The organism is Calditrichota bacterium, from assembly GCA_013112635.1.
GTDB lineage: Bacteria > Calditrichota > Calditrichia > Calditrichales > J004 > JABFGF01.
This window is the reverse complement of the sequence record JABFGF010000006.1, coordinates 157,318-174,591: the sequence shown is the minus strand read 5'-3', so window position 1 is coordinate 174,591 and position 17,274 is coordinate 157,318. Positions and strand designations below refer to the sequence as shown.

At 36.2% G+C, this 17,274-nt stretch carries 19 protein-coding genes; 9 read left to right on the top strand and 10 right to left on the bottom strand.

The features are described 5' to 3' along the window. Position 1: 1 nt before the first annotated feature. The 9 genes from fsa to HND50_15975 form a co-directional block, all read right to left on the bottom strand. Positions 2-646, bottom strand: a complete 645-nt coding sequence (gene fsa, locus HND50_16015; GenBank protein NOG46748.1) for a fructose-6-phosphate aldolase — start codon at positions 644-646, stop codon at positions 2-4. Between the two features lie 10 nt (positions 647-656). After that, the gene (gene truA / locus HND50_16010) at positions 657-1,397 is read right to left on the bottom strand and encodes a tRNA pseudouridine(38-40) synthase TruA (GenBank protein ID NOG46747.1); all 741 of its coding nucleotides are present in this window, start codon (positions 1,395-1,397) and stop codon (positions 657-659) included. A gap of 143 nt (positions 1,398-1,540) precedes the next feature. Continuing rightward, positions 1,541-3,766, bottom strand: coding sequence for a cytochrome c biogenesis protein CcsA (gene ccsA, locus HND50_16005; protein ID NOG46746.1), 2,226 nt, complete (start codon positions 3,764-3,766; stop codon positions 1,541-1,543). Next, complete coding sequence (locus HND50_16000) at positions 3,763-4,164, bottom strand: cytochrome c maturation protein CcmE (GenBank protein ID NOG46745.1); 402 nt, start codon at positions 4,162-4,164, stop codon at positions 3,763-3,765. Before HND50_16000 ends, ccsA (HND50_16005) begins: the two co-directional genes overlap by 4 nt. A 77-nt stretch (positions 4,165-4,241) precedes the next feature. Continuing rightward, the gene (locus HND50_15995; GenBank protein NOG46744.1) at positions 4,242-4,370 is read right to left on the bottom strand and encodes a CcmD family protein; all 129 of its coding nucleotides are present in this window, start codon (positions 4,368-4,370) and stop codon (positions 4,242-4,244) included. After that, complete coding sequence (gene ccsA, locus HND50_15990) at positions 4,371-5,015, bottom strand: cytochrome c biogenesis protein CcsA (protein NOG46743.1); 645 nt, start codon at positions 5,013-5,015, stop codon at positions 4,371-4,373. Positions 5,016-5,183: 168 nt separating this feature from the next. Further along, on the bottom strand, positions 5,184-5,843 hold the full coding sequence (locus HND50_15985) for an ABC transporter permease (protein NOG46742.1): 660 nt from the start codon (positions 5,841-5,843) through the stop codon (positions 5,184-5,186). Continuing rightward, entirely contained in the window at positions 5,836-6,450 is a 615-nt protein-coding gene (locus tag HND50_15980) for an ABC transporter ATP-binding protein (GenBank protein NOG46741.1), read from the bottom strand. Before HND50_15980 ends, HND50_15985 begins: the two co-directional genes overlap by 8 nt. 217 nt (positions 6,451-6,667) lie before the next feature. Then, complete coding sequence (locus HND50_15975; GenBank protein ID NOG46740.1) at positions 6,668-9,034, bottom strand: T9SS type A sorting domain-containing protein; 2,367 nt, start codon at positions 9,032-9,034, stop codon at positions 6,668-6,670. 126 nt (positions 9,035-9,160) lie between these two features. Between HND50_15975 and HND50_15970 the strand changes: the two genes are divergently transcribed. The 9 genes from HND50_15970 (at position 9,161) to HND50_15930 (ending at position 16,012) form a co-directional block, all read left to right on the top strand. Continuing rightward, complete coding sequence (locus HND50_15970; GenBank protein NOG46739.1) at positions 9,161-9,751, top strand: RNA polymerase sigma factor; 591 nt, start codon at positions 9,161-9,163, stop codon at positions 9,749-9,751. Beyond that, positions 9,744-9,896 (top strand): hypothetical protein, encoded by a 153-nt coding sequence (locus tag HND50_15965; GenBank protein NOG46738.1) that lies wholly within the window; start codon positions 9,744-9,746, stop codon positions 9,894-9,896. The genes HND50_15970 and HND50_15965 overlap by 8 nt, the downstream gene beginning before the upstream one ends. Next, positions 9,889-10,656 carry a hypothetical protein gene (locus HND50_15960; GenBank protein NOG46737.1) on the top strand — a complete coding sequence of 256 codons (768 nt, stop codon included), beginning with the start codon at positions 9,889-9,891 and terminating at the stop codon, positions 10,654-10,656. The genes HND50_15965 and HND50_15960 overlap by 8 nt, the downstream gene beginning before the upstream one ends. Positions 10,657-10,666: 10 nt before the next feature. After that, entirely contained in the window at positions 10,667-11,941 is a 1,275-nt protein-coding gene (locus tag HND50_15955) for a tetratricopeptide repeat protein (protein NOG46736.1), read from the top strand. 97 nt (positions 11,942-12,038) lie between these two features. Further along, the gene (locus tag HND50_15950; protein ID NOG46735.1) at positions 12,039-13,109 is read left to right on the top strand and encodes a HEAT repeat domain-containing protein; all 1,071 of its coding nucleotides are present in this window, start codon (positions 12,039-12,041) and stop codon (positions 13,107-13,109) included. Between the two features lie 187 nt (positions 13,110-13,296). Next, positions 13,297-14,382, top strand: coding sequence for a CDP-glycerol glycerophosphotransferase (locus HND50_15945; protein ID NOG46734.1), 1,086 nt, complete (start codon positions 13,297-13,299; stop codon positions 14,380-14,382). An 88-nt stretch (positions 14,383-14,470) separates the two neighbouring features. Continuing rightward, positions 14,471-15,094, top strand: a complete 624-nt coding sequence (locus HND50_15940) for a hypothetical protein (GenBank protein ID NOG46733.1) — start codon at positions 14,471-14,473, stop codon at positions 15,092-15,094. A 170-nt stretch (positions 15,095-15,264) separates the two neighbouring features. Continuing rightward, on the top strand, positions 15,265-15,654 hold the full coding sequence (locus HND50_15935; protein ID NOG46732.1) for a hypothetical protein: 390 nt from the start codon (positions 15,265-15,267) through the stop codon (positions 15,652-15,654). Further along, the gene (locus tag HND50_15930; GenBank protein NOG46731.1) at positions 15,647-16,012 is read left to right on the top strand and encodes a hypothetical protein; all 366 of its coding nucleotides are present in this window, start codon (positions 15,647-15,649) and stop codon (positions 16,010-16,012) included. The genes HND50_15935 and HND50_15930 overlap by 8 nt, the downstream gene beginning before the upstream one ends. Before the next feature lie 26 nt (positions 16,013-16,038). On the opposite strand, the gene HND50_15925 is transcribed toward HND50_15930, so the two are convergent. Further along, positions 16,039-17,109, bottom strand: coding sequence for a hypothetical protein (locus HND50_15925; GenBank protein ID NOG46730.1), 1,071 nt, complete (start codon positions 17,107-17,109; stop codon positions 16,039-16,041). Positions 17,110-17,274 lie beyond the last annotated feature (165 nt).

The following is a 17,274-nucleotide window of genomic DNA, read 5'->3' as shown; positions in this document are numbered from 1 at the left end:
TTTAGCCATAAATTTTCTTGTAATCAGCTAAAAATGTTTCAATACCTTTATCTGTTAAAGGGTGTTTTAGCATTTGTTCAATAACATTAAATGGGATTGTTGCCACATCAGCACCCATCATTGCGGCTTCAACTAAATGCATTGGGTGGCGAACACTTGCCACCAGTACTTCTGTTTCAAAGGCGTAGTTACTAAATATCTGTACAATCTCGCCAATCAGGTCCATACCATTGGAAGAAATGTCATCCAGACGGCCCACAAAAGGGCTAACATAAGTTGCACCTGCGCGGGCTGCAAAAAGTGCCTGAGGTGAGCTAAAAACCAAAGTAACATTTGTCTTAATCCCTTCGGAGGAGCAAACCTTTACAGCTTTCATTCCTTCTTTTGTCATTGGGATTTTTACAACAATATTTTTGTGGATCTTAACCAGTTCGCGGGCTTCCTTTAACATGCCATCGGTATCCAGCGATAAAACTTCTGCACTAACCGGCCCATCAACAATGGCGCAAATTTGTTTATAAATTTCAATTGGATCGCCACCTTCTTTGGCAAGCAAACTTGGATTTGTTGTAACACCATCTAAAACACCAATACTATTGGCCTCTTTTATTTGATCAATATTTGCAGTGTCAATAAAAAACTTCATTTAATCTCCTTTAATATGTAATTTCCTCAAGAAACAACCCGTGAGCCGGCGCGCTAAACTTAACTTTGCTTCGATCTTGAGAATTGATAATTTCTAAATATTGTTTATAGGTTATCTTCCCCTGGCCCAATTCCGTTAACAAACCTACAATTGCCCTAACCATTCCATATAAAAAACGATTTGCCTGTATTTCAAAAACCCAAAAGCCGGAAGCGAGATACCATTTTACCCGATGAATTTTGCATTCATAGGTTTTAACATCATTTCCCGTTTTACAAAATGTCTTAAACTCCTGTAATGTAAACAAATTATCTGCTGCTTTTTGCATTAGTGTAAAATTTAGAGGATAAGAAATATACCAGGCCAATTTTCTATTTATAGCCGTGGGAGTTTTTGATATGTAATATCGGTATAACCTTTTTTTTGCGTCAAAACGGGCATGAAATTCCTGGGAACATTCTTCTATATTTTTTACAACTATATCGTTGTCTAAAATACCGTTAATTGATTTTTGTATTTTTAATAATTCTAATTTATTACCTGCAATTTCCGGTATATCGCAATGCGCAATTTGATTTCTTGCGTGAACCCCGGCATCTGTGCGCCCAGATCCAAGAATATTAATTTTTTTCTTTAATATAATTTTTAAGGCGCGTTCCAGCTCGCCCTGTATGGTTTTATCTTTTTTCTGAAGCTGCCATCCACAATAAGCAGAACCGTCATATTCAATAGTAAGTTTTATTCTTGGCATTACTCAGATTTATAAAAAATTAATCGTTGAATATACCGTTTTATAGGTTTCTTTTCAAGCAAGAGAAAGTTGTCTATTTAAAAAAAAAGGCTGCGAAAAATGCAGCCTTTATAAAACATTTATAATCTATTACAGATTTAAGTTTATAATCTCTGAAGTTTTGTTCTATTGACTAAGGTGGTAATAAATCCTATAAACAAGAGACCAGTTCCCAACCACAAAATATTAATTAAAGGCTTTTTAGAAACCTCAACGGCTAGCATTTCTTTCTTGCCGGCTGAAGTCTCATTTTGGTCAGTGTTAGAAACTGCCAAAACTAGAATCTGCTCTTCAACTGATAAGCCATCAATAGTAACTTGCCGGTTTGTCCCGGGAAAAGTGGCTGGCAAATCTTCTTTTTCTTTCCCTTTCATTCTGATTCCAGGCTTAATACTTTCAATAATTTGACCGTTTTTATCCAAAACATCAATCTTGGCAAGAATGGTCATATCACCGGCGCCCATTTCATGCATGTTCATTTCATATTCATTGAAACGAATGCCATATTCTTCGAAAGAGACAGTGCTTGCTTTTTTTATTTGAAATTTATCGCCACTCTGTTGTTTTGCATCTCCTTCAATAATCTGAATTGGAGAGATATACAAATCTTCCAACAAAGAATTTGTAACGGACGGTGCAATCATATACGCGCGGCTGTACTCACTCCAGTAAAAACGGGCAAATGATTCCTGATCCTGGTTAATGGTAAGCAAAACTTTATCTTTGCCATTTGCTGCCGTTTCCTTGCCATTATATCGTAATTCATACCCCAAAACGGATGTGTGTTCATGCATTGGCAATGTAATTTTTTGAGACTCATCATATACAGATGATGTAATAATTCCAATAAACATTAAACCAATACCAACATGAGCCAAATACCCACCAAAAGCATATGATTTTTTTGATGCCATTTGAAAAACGATTTGACCATTTATTATAATCACAAAAACAGCCGCAATAGAAATAATTAGAGGTAAAATATCGCGCATACCTAAAAAGAAAATAACCACACCAGTTGTCAACGCTAAAACAAAATGAATTAAAACACTTTTTATTTTGGCAAGATTGTCTCTCTTCCAGCTAAACACCGGAGCCAAGGCAATTAATAATCCTAGGGCAATAGCCAACGGTCCTCCAATACGGTTGTAGGCATCCGGGCCAACACTGCTGGCATTATCCTGGAACCATGCTGATAAAAGCGGCCAAGATGTTCCTACGAAAGTAAAAATTGCCAATAGTAAAATAAGCATCATTCCAAAAGCAATAAAAAGTTCTCGGGTAAAAAAGCCTGTATCAAGATTGGCCCCTTTTACACCCCGAACCCTGAAAATGTATGTTATAAAACCAATCCCTGTAAACAAAAACAAGAAAGCAATCAGATATAATTCAAGTTCAGACTCTCCGAATGAATGCACGGAAAAATCAGTTAAAACGCCACTTCTGGTAAGGAAACTGCCATATAACACTAAAATAAAAGTACTGATAGCCAGGAACAGATTTAAGCGCTTCATACCTCCCTGTCTTCGCTGAATTACAATTCCATGGAAAAGGGCTAATGATACAAGCCAGGGAATTAATGAACTGTTTTCTACAGGATCCCAGCCCCAGTAACCGCCCCAACCAAGTGTTGTATAAGCCCAATATCCACCAAGTATAATCCCCGTTCCAAGTGAAAGGGCCACATAGAGTGCATAAGGGTAAGCGGTTTTGATCCAATCGTCATGCTTGTTGCGAATAAGGGCCGCCATGGCAAATGAAAAAAGAATCATTGTTGAAGAATATCCGGAAAACAAAATGGGGGGGTGAATTACCATAAATGGATCCTGCAATAGCGGATTTAGTCCATTTCCATCAAATGGAATTGCGCCTTGCTGAAAACCAAGAGGATTGACATCCCAGACATACATAAATGGGTTTTTTTTGATCAATATTAAAACGATAAAAGCCTGGATCAAACCCATAAAGCTCATCACCAAAGGCTCTTCTTCATTGCGATTGCGGATAATGATTATTCCATAAATAGCTCCAAAGAGGAGCCATAATAAAAATGTGCCTTCCTGACCGGCCCAGAATGTAGATATCAAATAAAAGATTGATAAATCTTTTGATGAGTATGAAAATACATAAATCCACTCAAAGTGATGATTAAGAATTCCATACATTAAAATTATAACCTGAAGCAAAATTAAAGCCGATGCTCCGAAGTACCCGGAACGTGCAATTTTTAGCATTGGCTCTTCCTGGCGCAGATAATATAAATAATTAGCCGCGATACTGATTAGGAGAAGTACAAAAGTGAGAGATGTTAACGTTATTCCAAAAATCATACCTGGCTCTCCTTTGTAGGAATGCTCTCAGGATGAGCACCTTCTTCTTCATATTTGGATGGACATTTTACAAGTATGTTTGTTGCATGGAATTTCCCATTTTTAAAAGAGCCCTGGCACACAACTTCGATTGCCTGATCAAAATTACCCGGTTTAGCTCCGTCATAAATTACATCTATTTGTTTACCGGCCTCGTCCTTTAATGTAAATTTGAACAGGTTCTCTTCGATATCAAAATTTGCATCGCCAACCCGTTGGCCTTTTACCTGCACAGATTCGCCGGATTCAATGGCTTCTGCGATAGAAACATATGGCGTAATAGTTCCTTCAAACGAACTAATTGCCAGAAATGCAAAGGCAACTATTATTACAGTTCCTATTATATATTTTGTTTTCATTTTTTACCTCTGATATTGGTTTTGTCTTTTTTTGTTTAAAAACTATAAAACTAATAATTACATTTTTAATAAAACTACTATTCCGATAACTTTTCGTCCAACCGTTTTTTTAGTTGAGAAATTTTACTTTGTAATGAGAGTAAATATCCAAAAATACCCACCCATACAATTAAAATTATACCCAATACAACGTAAATATCCGACATTTAATTCTCCTGATTAACTAATTTTTCAAAATTTCGTGAAATCTGTATCAAAGATTTTTTAAGGTGCATCATCCAGAAAAAAAGCATTGTAAAACCACCCAGCGATGAAAGGAAAACGGTAAGCATTTGTCCATTCATTTTCATCTTTGCTTCCTGGTTTATCAATGGGTCCGGATGTAATGATTCATAAATTCTTGGAATTATAAAAACAAAAAACGGCACGGTTACAAATGCCAAAATTGAATATACAGCCGATAAACGCGCGCGGGTTTCTTCCTGTTCCACAGCAGAACGCAGTGAGAAATATGCGCCGTAAATAAGTAATAAAATAAAAATGGAGGTCTGGCGTGGATCCCAATTCCAATAAGCACCCCAGCTTTCCTTTGCCCATAAAGCCCCGGTTACCGTGGCCAACAAACAGAAAATAACACCAAGCTGGCTTGCTGCTTCTGCATACAAATCAAACATTATATTGCGTTTCCGTAGATACAATACGCTGTAAAAAGCCCCGATAAAAAAAGCAACTACCGTTACCCAGGCAGCCGGCACATGGAAATACATTACACGTGTAAATTCGCCTAACCCCTTCGCCAATGGTGCATATAAATATGCGGCCACAATTACCAGGCTAAGTAAAACAAACAGAAATCCCTGCCAGGCGTATGTTAGATATTTTTTGTTCAATTTATTGATCCTGTTTTTCTATTTTTTTCACAACTAATTTTAATATTTAAAGACTTTAACATTGTAAGAATAAAACCCTGGAGCCCCGTTCTTTCCAGCATCAATATTACAATTATCAATCGTAAATTGTCAGTCGTTCCAAATAAAATCAAATAACATAATGGCTGCTGTTGATACAATTACACAATATGCAAACAAAGCTTCAATTTCCGGGATCATGATCCCAACATCCATTTTTTTAAAAGCTATCCGTGTTGCGCTTATTCCTAAAATCAATACCGGTAATAAAATTGGAAAGGCAAGCACGCTAAACAAAGCCCCGCGCGATGAAGCTTTTGCAATCAATGCCGCAACAATTGTCCCGCCGGCCGTTAAACCAAAGGCGCCTAAAAAGACAGTCACCAAAAATAATGGAAAACTTTTAACCTCAAAATTAAAGACACCAATATAAAGCGGTATAATCAAAATTAAGACAGCCGTTAATAAAACAATGTTAAACAAAAATTTACCAAGCAAAATTTCCGTTGGGCCGGCAATTAATTTCAAAGTATCTGCCGTGTGCGATTCTTCTTCTTTTAGAAAAACATGCGAAAAACCGGACATCGCCGAAAACAGAATAATTATCCACAATAATGCGGCCAAAATATCGATAGAAATTGTAAAGTTACCAATTGAAAAAGATACCGCCGTCAAAGTTACAACCGCAAATAGCAAGATTGAATTAATGGCAGCTTTAGAGCGGATTTCCTGCTGAAAATCTTTTAAAAAAATTGTTAAACTATTACGCATCTACTTGTACCACCTGGTCTGCCAGTTTCAAATCGTTTTCATCATTTGTGGCAAAAATTAAAATTTTTTCCTGCTTTTGATTCTTCATAATCTCGTAAACTTTATTAATGCCATCCTTATCAAGATTTGAGGTCGGCTCATCAAGAAACAGAACATCCGGTGATGAAAGCAATGCAAAGGCATATTTCAAACGCTGCTTCATTCCTGAAGAATAGGTTTTTACAGGATCGTGCGCCCTGCCTTTTAAGCCAACCTGGTTGATTAAAGAAAAAGCGGAATCATCACCATTTTTTATTGATTTTAGCCGTGCTAAAAATTTCAGATTTTCAAAAGCAGTCAGTTCTTCATACAATTGCAGATAGGGGCCAACCAATGAAAAATGATCTTTAAAAAATTCCGGTTTTATAGTTTTATCATTTTTGCTAAATACAATCTCACCTTTATCCTGCCGGGATAATGCACACAAAATTCGGATTAAGGTTGTTTTTCCGGAACCATTATGTCCGGTAAAAGCAAGGCTTTGCCCTTGGCTAATTTCAAAAGAAATATCTTTTAGAATTCTTTTGCCGGAAAACGATTTTTGTATACCCTGTACAGCAAGTTTCATTGATTTATTCGTTATTTTTGATTTTCTAATATACGAAATGGATCAATCGAATTCATATTTAATTTGGGAAGGTACAAACACAAAAGCTGGATTTTTAGAGGATGTGGAATTGTAATTTTACAAGAATCTCTACGGCGAAACAGAATTATTATTTCACAAAAAAGATTTCTATGGAATAACATCTTGTTATGAATAAACTTAAATTTAATTCATCTGTTCACTTGATCAAAAGAATCTTTCGAGATTGATTGTATTTTGCAGATTTCAATTGGATAAAGTATTGCCCGGAGCTAACACTGCTTCCATTTTGCGAACCTCCATACCATTTAAAACTGTGTTCACCGGCCTGGTTGTTTTTAATTACTTCATACCAGACTTTTCTGCCCATCATATCAAAAATAGTTAGAACCACATCCTGCTTTTGAGGCAGGTTATATTTTATAATTAACTCTCCGTTAAAAGGATTCGGGTAGGCAACAATTTTGAAACCTTGTGGCAAAAAATCATCATGGGTTATTGCTGTCGGCGAATTTGACAATCCCGGCGTAGGTGATAAAAATTTCAAGTTATCTGAAGCATCCGGGTGTCTTCCATAAGAGATGTCAGCAGTCTGTGCGCCAAAAGAAAATGAATCCACGATGGTTACGCCATCCGGGGCAACAAGGGCAACAAATTCTCCGGCGGAACTCAATTTGAAATTTGTGTGAAATACGCCTTGCTGCTGGTCTTCGTCGCACCAGGCAATTAAAAAACCGTTGCCGGGAATTGTTGATGAATCAACCGGGAAGGCCCATTTTGTAAGATTATCTTTTTTATCGGTCAGGAAATAACCGGAGAGATCAACATCACTTGGCGATGTGTTATATAGTTCGAGCCAATCATCCGCCTCACCAGCTTCATCCTGCAATCCTGTTTGGTTTACAGCCAGAATTTCATTGATAAAAATATTTTCATTACCAGATGTGAAAGTTGAAACATTGATCGTCTCTAATTGGGGATAAAATTGAATATTGCCGTTATTATCTTTGGCAAAAATAACAAAATCAATACTACCGTTTTCACCAAGTGGTGGCAAAATAACCTGCCAGCGATCGAAGTCTTCTACTTTTTTAGAATTTTGCACGGGACTTGCTTTAAATGCTGATTTTATAAATTCGTCAGCACCATTTAATTTGTAATGAAGTTCAACCAATTCAAATCCGGGATGTGCAAAAATCGATGCAGATATTTTAATGCTGTCGCTTGGTAAAACCGCTACTTTACTGTACTTAACATTGTAAATATTTGGGTTTGCATCTTTATATGAAATCTGAGCAGGCAAAGATTGATTACGCATATTTACAAACTCACGAATTCCCCGTTTTACATGCAACGATGAAAAATGGCTCGCAGTAAATGAATTCGTAAAATCATCCGTTGTGAATCCATAATCTTTTGTTCGGAAAGTATCCTCCGTTGCCGGTTGAAGAATCTGGTTATACAAACCCGAAAGTCTGTCTTCCCAAAGAGACAAAGCGTAAACGTTTTCAGAAAAGAAAGAAATAAAATGGGAATAAAGGTTTCGGTATTGATCATTGACCAGCAATCGATCTGTTAAAGGCCGGGACCTATCATTAATTTTGGGCCAATTGTAAATATCCACAGTTGCCCAATCAATATTGAACCAATCTATTCCCATCGTATTATCATAATCATAGGGAATCCAGTAAAACTTATCGATAGAAGGCTGATGATAAAGATAAATATTATTCACATTAGACCAATAATCATCCCAACTGCCAAGCAAAACATTCATAGCCATATATTTTAAAACCGAAGGCACATCCAAAACTTGTTCCAACTCCCTGGCAAAATTGCTATCTGTGCTATTATTTATAACATCGATCAAATTTGCCAGTTTAGAATAATCATCTAATTCTTCATTTGTTTTAAGGTCATAAACCTGCCGGCTGCCCTGGTAAAACTTATATGAGTCCGGATCATCTCCTTTATAAACTAAATCTACCGGCCATAAACATTTCCATAAATTGCCAGTATCATCGGAAAAATTCTTCTTTAAAAACTCTTTATCATAGTGCTCCACTGAGATATATAAACCATAATATGAACCGTTAATATAAACCTTTGCATGTGAAGCTCGTGATGATTTTACGCCAATCTCCTGAAAGAAATCCCATGCCAGTTTGGCCCTGATAATTGATGGATCATTATGTTCGCCGTTGAGATTCATTTTATCCACATTATAAAATTCACGTCCGGATTTAAAGTGTTCAAAATCCAGCTTAAATGATTTTTTTTGTGAATTACGTGATGTGTTTCCACGGATGCGAATACCAACGGAATCAATTGTTTCATCAATTAAAGCATTTTTAAAATGGAGAGAAGCATAATGCAGTGAATCGCTCGAGGGATTGTCAAACATATAATCAACAGCATCTTGCGATGTTGTAATATTTACAACAGCCATTTCAGTGTCGTCGTATAATTTCCAGCTTTCATCCTGGTCACCCGAGTAGGCGGATTCGACTATTGGCGAAGCAAATATTGTAGATAAAAATAAAAAGAATAAAATTGAATATTTCATAACCACCTAAGAATTCTCGTTTCAGTTAATAGAAATTTACTACTTTATTAAAAGATTGCCTAAAATATTTGTAAACCCTTTTATCATTCCCCCGTCATGTAGGGCAAGGGAGCAAACACAGGTCTTATGAACGAAGAACAAATACTGATCAGTAAGATACAATCCGGAGATAGAAACGCCTTTAGAACGTTTGTAGATAATTACAAACAGGATGTTTACTGGATGGCATATCGCCTTACCGGAAACCATGTTGATGCGGATGATTTATCACAGATTGTATTTATTAAGTTTTTCAAAAGTATTGAATCCTACAGGCAGGAGTCTGCTGTGAAAAAGTGGTTGTACAAAATTGCTGTAAACAGTTTTATCGATAAGAAAAGAAAAAAGGTTGATCAAATTATGTTTCGATTTTCTCAAAATGAAGATGAAGATACTTATGAAGAAACCATCATTTCAGATAAGGCCAATCCCGAGCAAAAAACTGAAGCCGTTATAATAAATAAACATATAAATGAAGCAATGGAAAAATTATCTCCAAAAGAAAAAAGTGCTTTCGTGCTAAAACATTTACAGGGCCACAGTTTAAAAGAAATTGCGGAGTTAATAAATACAAGCGAAGGAACGGTAAAAAGTCTGCTTTTTCGGGGAGTAAAAAAACTACAAACCGCCCTGGCCTTTTACAAACCGGAGCTTGGATTGGAGGAAAGCAATGGGTGAATTAAGAAACAAAACATCCTTCGTCTTTGCTCAGAGTGAGGCGACAAAATGCAGCAAAACAGAAAATTATCTACTTCATGGTGAGCGGAGCCGAACCATACGCCTTTCTTTGGTTGGATTTTGGATGGAGGAAAGTAATGGATAAATGCCAAAAATTCCTTGAAGCCTTGAGCGACGGCAGCTATGACAACATGAATGCTGGTGACAGAGAGAAATTTGAGAACCAGCTAAAAAAAGATGCCGGCTGTAAGAAAGAGTTTGAAAAAATGAAAAAGACCCTTGATATCCTTAAAGAAAATAAAACACCTGATCCCGGGGCTGAATATTGGGATTCTTTTTATGACCGTGTTGAGAGCAAGCTAGGTTCCTCCCAGACCAAACGCAACTACTGGCCTGTTCTTTTGCAGGCTGCCGCATTTATTATTGGTGGAATTTTTATCGGATACATGCTTTTTAACAAACCTGCAAGTGAAGCTATCACAAGCCATATTTCAAATGCTGACATCAAACAAGCTGCTTTAAATGAGGAAACAGCAAACATGCTGGAAGAATCAAAAGTTTTACTGTTGGGCATTGCTAATTTCAGTGATTTACGGAACAGCAACGAAAAAATAGATTTTAGTTTTCAGAAAGAAAAATCAAGCACATTGCTTTTACAAACGGCCGATTTGAAAAAGAAACTGGCCAAATCTAAAAACAGGCGTGTAATCAGCCTTATAAATGATCTGGAACTAATTCTGATGCAGATTGCAAATCTTGAAGATGAGTTTGATTTACCGGCAATTGAAATGATCCGGGATGGAGCTAATAAACAATCTTTACTTTTTAAAATAAACATGGAAAACCTGCTAATTGAAGCGCGCAAAGAGCAGCCACAAAATACAAACAATACAAAGGAAATTTAGGAGAAAACAAATGAAAAAAATTATATATAGCTTAATAGTTTTGTTTTTATTTGCCCAATCAAATTACGCTTTAGATGCCCTTGATGATGAAGCTAACAAATTATATCAGGATGGCTATAAACTCATATTAGATAAAGATTGGAACAGCGCCATCGAAACTTTTGAAAAGCTTTTAGATAAATATTCTGATAGTTCCTGGGAGGATGATGCAACTTTCTGGATTTGCTATGCTCACGAGAAAAAAGGCCGCAAAAAAGAGAATTCCTTTGAATGCTATGAAGATTTTATTAAGGACTTTGAAGACAGCAAATGGCGTGATGATGCTTTACAAAATATGGCAAAAATTGCTCAAGAAATTGGCAATAGTGATTACACTACAAGGGTTAAAAACCTGGAGAATGAATTAGATGACGAGCTTTCCCTCGCAGCAATCAGGGCCCTTTCGTCTCGTGGCGATACAAAAGCATTCGAATCAATAATCAGAATTTTTAATTCCAATAAAAAACCGGGTCTTCGCAAAAAGATGGTTTATATAATCGGCAGCTTTGAAACAAGCGCTTCTGCTAAGAAGCTTATGGAAATAGCTGAAGATGATGCCGACAAAGATGTAAGGCGCGAAGCTATTTTTTGGTTGAGCAATAATGAGCCTACCGAAGAGATTGCAGATTTTCTGGTAAATAGCGCCTTAAACGATAAAGACCGTGATGTTCAGAAAAAAGCACTCTTTTCATTAAGTAATATGGACAATCAGTTTGGAATTCCATATCTGTATAAAATTGCTGAAAAACATTCAAATGATGATTTGAGAGCGGATGCAATTTTTTGGATAGGCCAAAACTCTGAAGATTTAGAAAGTTTAAAAAAGCTCTCCAATTTTGCCCGCGAAGACAAAGCTTTTGCAGTACAGAAAAAAGCGATATTTGCCATTTCACAAATTGAGACATCAACAGCTCTTGATGAATTGGTAATTTTGTCCAAAGAACTTAAGAACAAAGAACTTAGAGCAAATGCACTCTTTTGGCTTTCGCAAAATGCAACATCAAAAAAACATATAGGCGCCATAAGAGACGCTGCATATAATGACAAAGACGGGCACGTTCAGGAGAAGGCAGTATTTGCCCTGCACCAGTTAGAAAAGAATAAAGGTTTGGATGATTTGATAAAAATTGCCAAAGATCATCCTTCCAGCCGGATTCGCAAAAAAGCCATTTTCTGGCTTGGCCAGAGCGATGATGACCGGGCAATCGATGCGCTTGAAGATATATTGATGGCCCCAAAAAAATAGGTTTAACAAATAAATCCGTCAACCTGAACTTGGTTCAGGTTCCAGTATAGGATCCCGAAATAAACTCGGAATGACGTTACCTAAAGGAGTGAGTATTATGAAAACATTATTAATAATTATTACAGCCGTTTTACTTTGTACAAATGTTTCTGCACAGGAAATCATTCCTTATTCCGGTGCAGAAAAGAATCTCGAAAACCGTTGGCAATGGGCAAGTGAAAAAGCAAATCAGACAAATGAAAATAAATATTGGATTGTTTATACTTTTGAACGGCTAATGAATCAGAATAGCTATATTGGAAGTTTTAACCGGCACTATAAAGATGAAACAAAACTTGGAGAGTTGTTATATCCAAATGCGCCAAAAGATTATTTTGAATCTTTGAATTATTTAGATCATAATACAAGTAAGGCTAAAGTAAAAAAAGAACTGGCCCTCTTGTTTAGAATCCGTAAAGGTAAAATTATTGATACACAAATAAGTACAATAGACTTACCATTCCAGTTTGAAAAATTGCCGATATATTGGCTTGGTATTGCCGAAGAGCAAGAAAGTATAAAGCTGATTATTCGAAAATATGATCAAATAAAAGATCCGGAAGCAAAAGAGTCTCTGGTTTCTGCAGCCGGAATGCACAAAAATGCTCCGCAAAGTTTTGATTTTTTAAAAGAAATAATCGAAAACGAAAAAGACAGCGAATTACGCGAAGATGCTGTTTTCTGGATTGGTCACCTGGATGATAAAAAAGCTATCCCGTTATTAATAAATATTGCAAAGAATGACCGCAGCGAAGATGTTGCAGAAAAGGCTGTTTTTTCTTTACACAACATCGAATCTGACACGGCTGTTGATGCTTTGATAGACCTTGCCAAAAATCTTAGAAACGGCGATGTCCGTGAAAAAGCCATTTTTTGGGTAGGACAATTGGCAAGTAAAAAAGCTGAAGCAGCACTAAATGATATTGTTTATTCTGATGAGGAAACCGAAATCCAGGAAAAAGCAGTTTTTGCCCTTTCGCAATTGGATGATGGCAGAGGTGTTACAAAACTAATCAAAATTGCTAAAACTCACCCCAATAAAGCAGTAAGAAAAAAGGCCATTTTCTGGCTTGGACAAAGTGAAGATGACCGTGCGCTTGATGCATTGATTGAAATGGTTCAGAAGTGAACTAATTGAAGCATTAGAAATAAATCAACACGGTTGAAAATGTTACGGGTTACAAGTTGCGAGTTGAAAAAACAGGCCTTGCAACTTGCGACCTGCAACAATCTTTTTATTTTATTCTTAATCCCCCACCCTTTAAATTCTCGCCCATAAGAAGATTGTAATTAATCACCCGAACGAAAGCCTATAAATGATTAAGGTATTATTTGATCTGAAAAAGGAATATTATTTTAATTCCCTTTATCCAATCTATAAAGAATTAAAAAAAGACCCGGACTATGATATTTACTTTAATATCGGAAAAGACCAAAAACGATTTCTTGGCCTTTTTCTGATTGAACAAAAAAACGAAATTGAAGAGCGACTTAAGGAACATAATCTAAAATTTACGGATGATGTTTCAGGATTTGATTTGGTTGTTTGCGGTGATGCATTAAAAAAACCCGAACGTTATGGCGATACAATCCGCGCCCATATGGATCATGGCGTTGGCATTAAAACTTTACGTATCCGCAACATTGCCCGTCAAAAAAACTACCATTACCATGTTTTTCTGGAAGGCAAATATTGGTATGATTATATAAAAAGTATCAATCTTGAAAACTGCGCAGATTTTTATATTCAGGGAATCCCAAAGCTGGATCCATTTTTCTGGGATGGTTTTTATGATAATGCAAAATTATATCAGCAAACTGGTTTAAACCCTGAAAAGAAAACGGTTCTTTTTGCGCCATCTTATAAGCCAAGTTGTATAAAATATGTTCAGGGTCGGATAACAGATCTTCTGCCCAAATATAATCTGCTGATAAAATTACATCCTTATAGTTGGGGTGGAAAATATGCTCCACATTCGCAGCATAAATTTTATCAAAAGCTGGCAAAAAACAATAATGATGTCTGCCTTATCGCAGAAGAGGATTTTGACATCTACCCGTATCTCAATCTCGCGGATACAATTATCAGCGACACCTCCAGCGTGATAAATGAATTTTTGGCCCTGGGCAAGCACGGCATTATTTATGTGCTTCCTCATGAAAAGCTAAATCACAGTGATGGAATGCCCGTACTTTCAATTGATCCGGCGGAATGGCTGAAAGGTGCTTTTCCACAAATGCATAAACCGGAAGATTTACTGCCGGCTGTGGAAAGCGCGCTAAATCCAACGACAGAAATGAAGCAAAAACTAGAAGAATATAAAAACTACTTTTTCACAGGATTGGATGGCCGCTCCGGTGAACGGGTAAAAGCTGAAATTGACAAACTGATGAAGAAGTAAAGTTGAAAATTTAGTACCACTGAGACACAGAGAGCGCTGAGAATTTAAAACCATTTTCTAAATAAATGGTAGGAAAGGTAAAACATATATGGCTGGTGTTACAAAACTTGAAGGCAAAGATTTAGTCATCGCGTTAAAGATGCTTAAAAAAGTCTCCAATTTTTTAGAAAAAAATAATATTCCTTATCTGCTTGAAGCCGGCACACTTTTAGGTGTTGTCCGCGAGAATCGTTTGCTGCCTTGGGATACGGATATGGATGTAACTGTCACCGATAAGAATGAAAAACGCCTTCTCTCAAAATTATGGAAGCTTAACCTTTTTAGCCGTCTCCGTGTAAGTGTGCGCCACTATAAACAAGATGCCGGGCCTTTTAAAAAAGGGCAAATCAGGATTATTAAAATCCATAATTACAAATGGCTGCTTTTTAAGGGGAGCATGCAACTTGATATTTTTTTAAAACGCGAAATCGATGACGAATATTACTGGACCATCGATGTGCGAAACCCTGTTTTAAAATCGGTGCCTAAAACTTTTTATGACAACCTGGGAACGATTCCTTTTGATGGTAAAGAATATTCTGTGCCTAAAGATTATGAGGGTTATTTAGAATGCCATTATGGCCCCGATTGGCGCACGCCTGTTAAAAAATGGGAAACCCGTACCGGAGATCAAAATGTAAGGGAAGTTTTGAAGGTTGATGGGAAGGTTTAGTTATATTTCAAGTTCTTCACTGGCCAAATTGTATATAAAAAAACCTGTTTGTATTAATGCTCAATGCTAATTTCTTTTTGTTTATCCTTAATTATTACAATATATTCATAACGTAATTAGATGATGCTTTATATTTACTGCATATTTAGAATATACCTATTGGAGGATGAATGCCTAATTCAATAACAAAAATAAGTATTGGAGATGCGGAACTAATCGACTCAGTTTCATTCTCTCCGTTGACTGAAGAGCCTATAAAGCTAGAACTAAATGTTGATGGTGAAGAACTTACAATGGTTATCGAGCATATTTCAGATCAAAATGATCCCAAGAAACGATGGGAAGTTTCATTCGAAGATGATACACCAGAAATAATAATATTTCGGCTAGTAAATATTAAAATAAATGAAAAAGGATATACAATAGAACCAGTTCCTTTATGGAAGAGTGATTACTCAAAAGTTTTTCTAAAATTTGATAAGTCCTATAATCAATCTAATACCCCATCTAATATTAACCTTTCATTCTATTTGATAAGACAAGGGGAAAAAAATGGCTGATTTTAAACCAACTATCTCTAAAGGGGACATAGAACACATTTCAAACTTAGGTCAAATTATCATTACAACAACTGAAGATAAATTAAAGAATAATCTTAATGAATTTATACCTATTATTGGTCTTCGAAAAGCGTGGTTAACTCCTTTTGCACTCTGTGTGAGTGTTTTGGGAACTTTGTTAACAGCAAACTTTGCTGATAAATTCGGACAAACAGGAGATTTTTGGAATGCTTCTTTTACGATAATTTTTATTTTCAGTGCTATTTGGACAATATATAGCCTTTTTAAACTTGCCAAAAGATGGAAAGACACACAGATTGAAAAATTACTAAAAACAATTAAAAATGAGAATTGCTAATTTTTATTTAAAAATTTAACACCTTCTCAGTCTCCGCCACAAGAACTGCAAGAAGAACAAGACGCATCACTGCCACTATCAAAATCACCACCTGATGAATCACCAAACCAGGAATCTCCATCAGATGAACTGCTTGTATCAACTTCCGATTCATCAATAAATTCATTGCCACCAATAACCTCAACATCTTCCCCTTCAGGTACTGAAAAATCCTCATCGGGATTTAGTGCGGCTTCTTCCCCGGCCATAAAACCTTCTTCACCAACATCAAGAACAGCATCTCCTGCCGCATCGACAATCATTACATCATGACAATGGATATTATGCATATGCATCGATTCCGCCCAATACCAGGAATAAAGATAATAATCGTCATAACCATAATAGCCATAATGAACGGGTCTGCCATCATGGTTATGCTGAATTTCTTTTACATTTTTAATTTTTTGATTAGGGCGGATTATACTTGGTTTGGAAGTCACATTTATTTGATCAACCTTGATAAACTTGCGGGTTTCCATATCCAACTTGTCAATGAAGCGGTTAAAGCTTGCTTTTTGTCCTTCAACAAATGAATCATAGCTCTGCTGGTTTTTAAAGACTTCATTTAAAGCACTTTTCGGATCTTCATTCTTTGAATTAAATTTTGCCATCAGTCCGTCAATTGCGATCTCAATTGGGAAATCGGCCACTGCGTGCGTGCGGTTTATTTTAATTTCGATCAGGTATTTTATCTCTTCTTCTTCGTGCTCCAAAACCAGGATAAGTTGATTAAAAAGCTCCGATTCAATATTATTCATATCGAGGGAAAAATTATCCATGGCCTCTTTTAGGTCATCTTTTTTACCTTCGGTATCGAGGTAAAAATCAATCCCGTCCTTGGAAATCCGTACAATATTATTGATCCCCATTGAAACAAAAACCCTGTTTATTTCCTGCAAAATAGAAATGGCCGTAAAAGATTCCACTTCTTCTTTTTCTGACAAAGTTCCGAGAGTGAGTTTATATAAAAGTTTTCCAAAAACTTTTGTCGGTTTTTTGGCTTCAATGTTTGTTAATTGGCTTGGATCAATTGTCATTGTTCCGGATAATATCATATTTCCTCCAAATGTTTTTAAGAAATTTCATTAAAATAGTTAAATCTGTTTTAACTTCTAAAATCAACATTCTGCATTCACCACTCAACAATCATGTCAGATTAATACTTATAAAACTTTTGATTTACGAGTGTCGACTGATGATTAACGATTTTTGAAGTATTG

Excerpts from the sequence above, each read along its gene's own strand:
- fsa (NOG46748.1), bottom strand. The coding sequence starts at position 646 with ATGAAGTTTTTTATTGACACTGCAAATATTGATCAAATAAAAGAGGCC.
- truA (NOG46747.1), bottom strand. The coding sequence starts at position 1,397 with ATGCCAAGAATAAAACTTACTATTGAATATGACGGTTCTGCTTATTGT.
- ccsA (NOG46746.1), bottom strand. The coding sequence starts at position 3,766 with ATGATTTTTGGAATAACGTTAACATCTCTCACTTTTGTACTTCTCCTA.
- HND50_16000 (NOG46745.1), bottom strand. The coding sequence starts at position 4,164 with ATGAAAACAAAATATATAATAGGAACTGTAATAATAGTTGCCTTTGCA.
- HND50_15995 (NOG46744.1), bottom strand. The coding sequence starts at position 4,370 with ATGTCGGATATTTACGTTGTATTGGGTATAATTTTAATTGTATGGGTG.
- HND50_15985 (NOG46742.1), bottom strand. The coding sequence starts at position 5,843 with ATGCGTAATAGTTTAACAATTTTTTTAAAAGATTTTCAGCAGGAAATC.
- HND50_15980 (NOG46741.1), bottom strand. The coding sequence starts at position 6,450 with ATGAAACTTGCTGTACAGGGTATACAAAAATCGTTTTCCGGCAAAAGA.
- HND50_15975 (NOG46740.1), bottom strand. The coding sequence starts at position 9,034 with ATGAAATATTCAATTTTATTCTTTTTATTTTTATCTACAATATTTGCT.
- HND50_15970 (NOG46739.1), top strand. The coding sequence starts at position 9,161 with ATGAACGAAGAACAAATACTGATCAGTAAGATACAATCCGGAGATAGA.
- HND50_15965 (NOG46738.1), top strand. The coding sequence starts at position 9,744 with ATGGGTGAATTAAGAAACAAAACATCCTTCGTCTTTGCTCAGAGTGAG.
- HND50_15960 (NOG46737.1), top strand. The coding sequence starts at position 9,889 with ATGGATAAATGCCAAAAATTCCTTGAAGCCTTGAGCGACGGCAGCTAT.
- HND50_15955 (NOG46736.1), top strand. The coding sequence starts at position 10,667 with ATGAAAAAAATTATATATAGCTTAATAGTTTTGTTTTTATTTGCCCAA.
- HND50_15950 (NOG46735.1), top strand. The coding sequence starts at position 12,039 with ATGAAAACATTATTAATAATTATTACAGCCGTTTTACTTTGTACAAAT.
- HND50_15945 (NOG46734.1), top strand. The coding sequence starts at position 13,297 with ATGATTAAGGTATTATTTGATCTGAAAAAGGAATATTATTTTAATTCC.
- HND50_15940 (NOG46733.1), top strand. The coding sequence starts at position 14,471 with ATGGCTGGTGTTACAAAACTTGAAGGCAAAGATTTAGTCATCGCGTTA.
- HND50_15935 (NOG46732.1), top strand. The coding sequence starts at position 15,265 with ATGCCTAATTCAATAACAAAAATAAGTATTGGAGATGCGGAACTAATC.
- HND50_15930 (NOG46731.1), top strand. The coding sequence starts at position 15,647 with ATGGCTGATTTTAAACCAACTATCTCTAAAGGGGACATAGAACACATT.
- HND50_15925 (NOG46730.1), bottom strand. The coding sequence starts at position 17,109 with ATGATATTATCCGGAACAATGACAATTGATCCAAGCCAATTAACAAAC.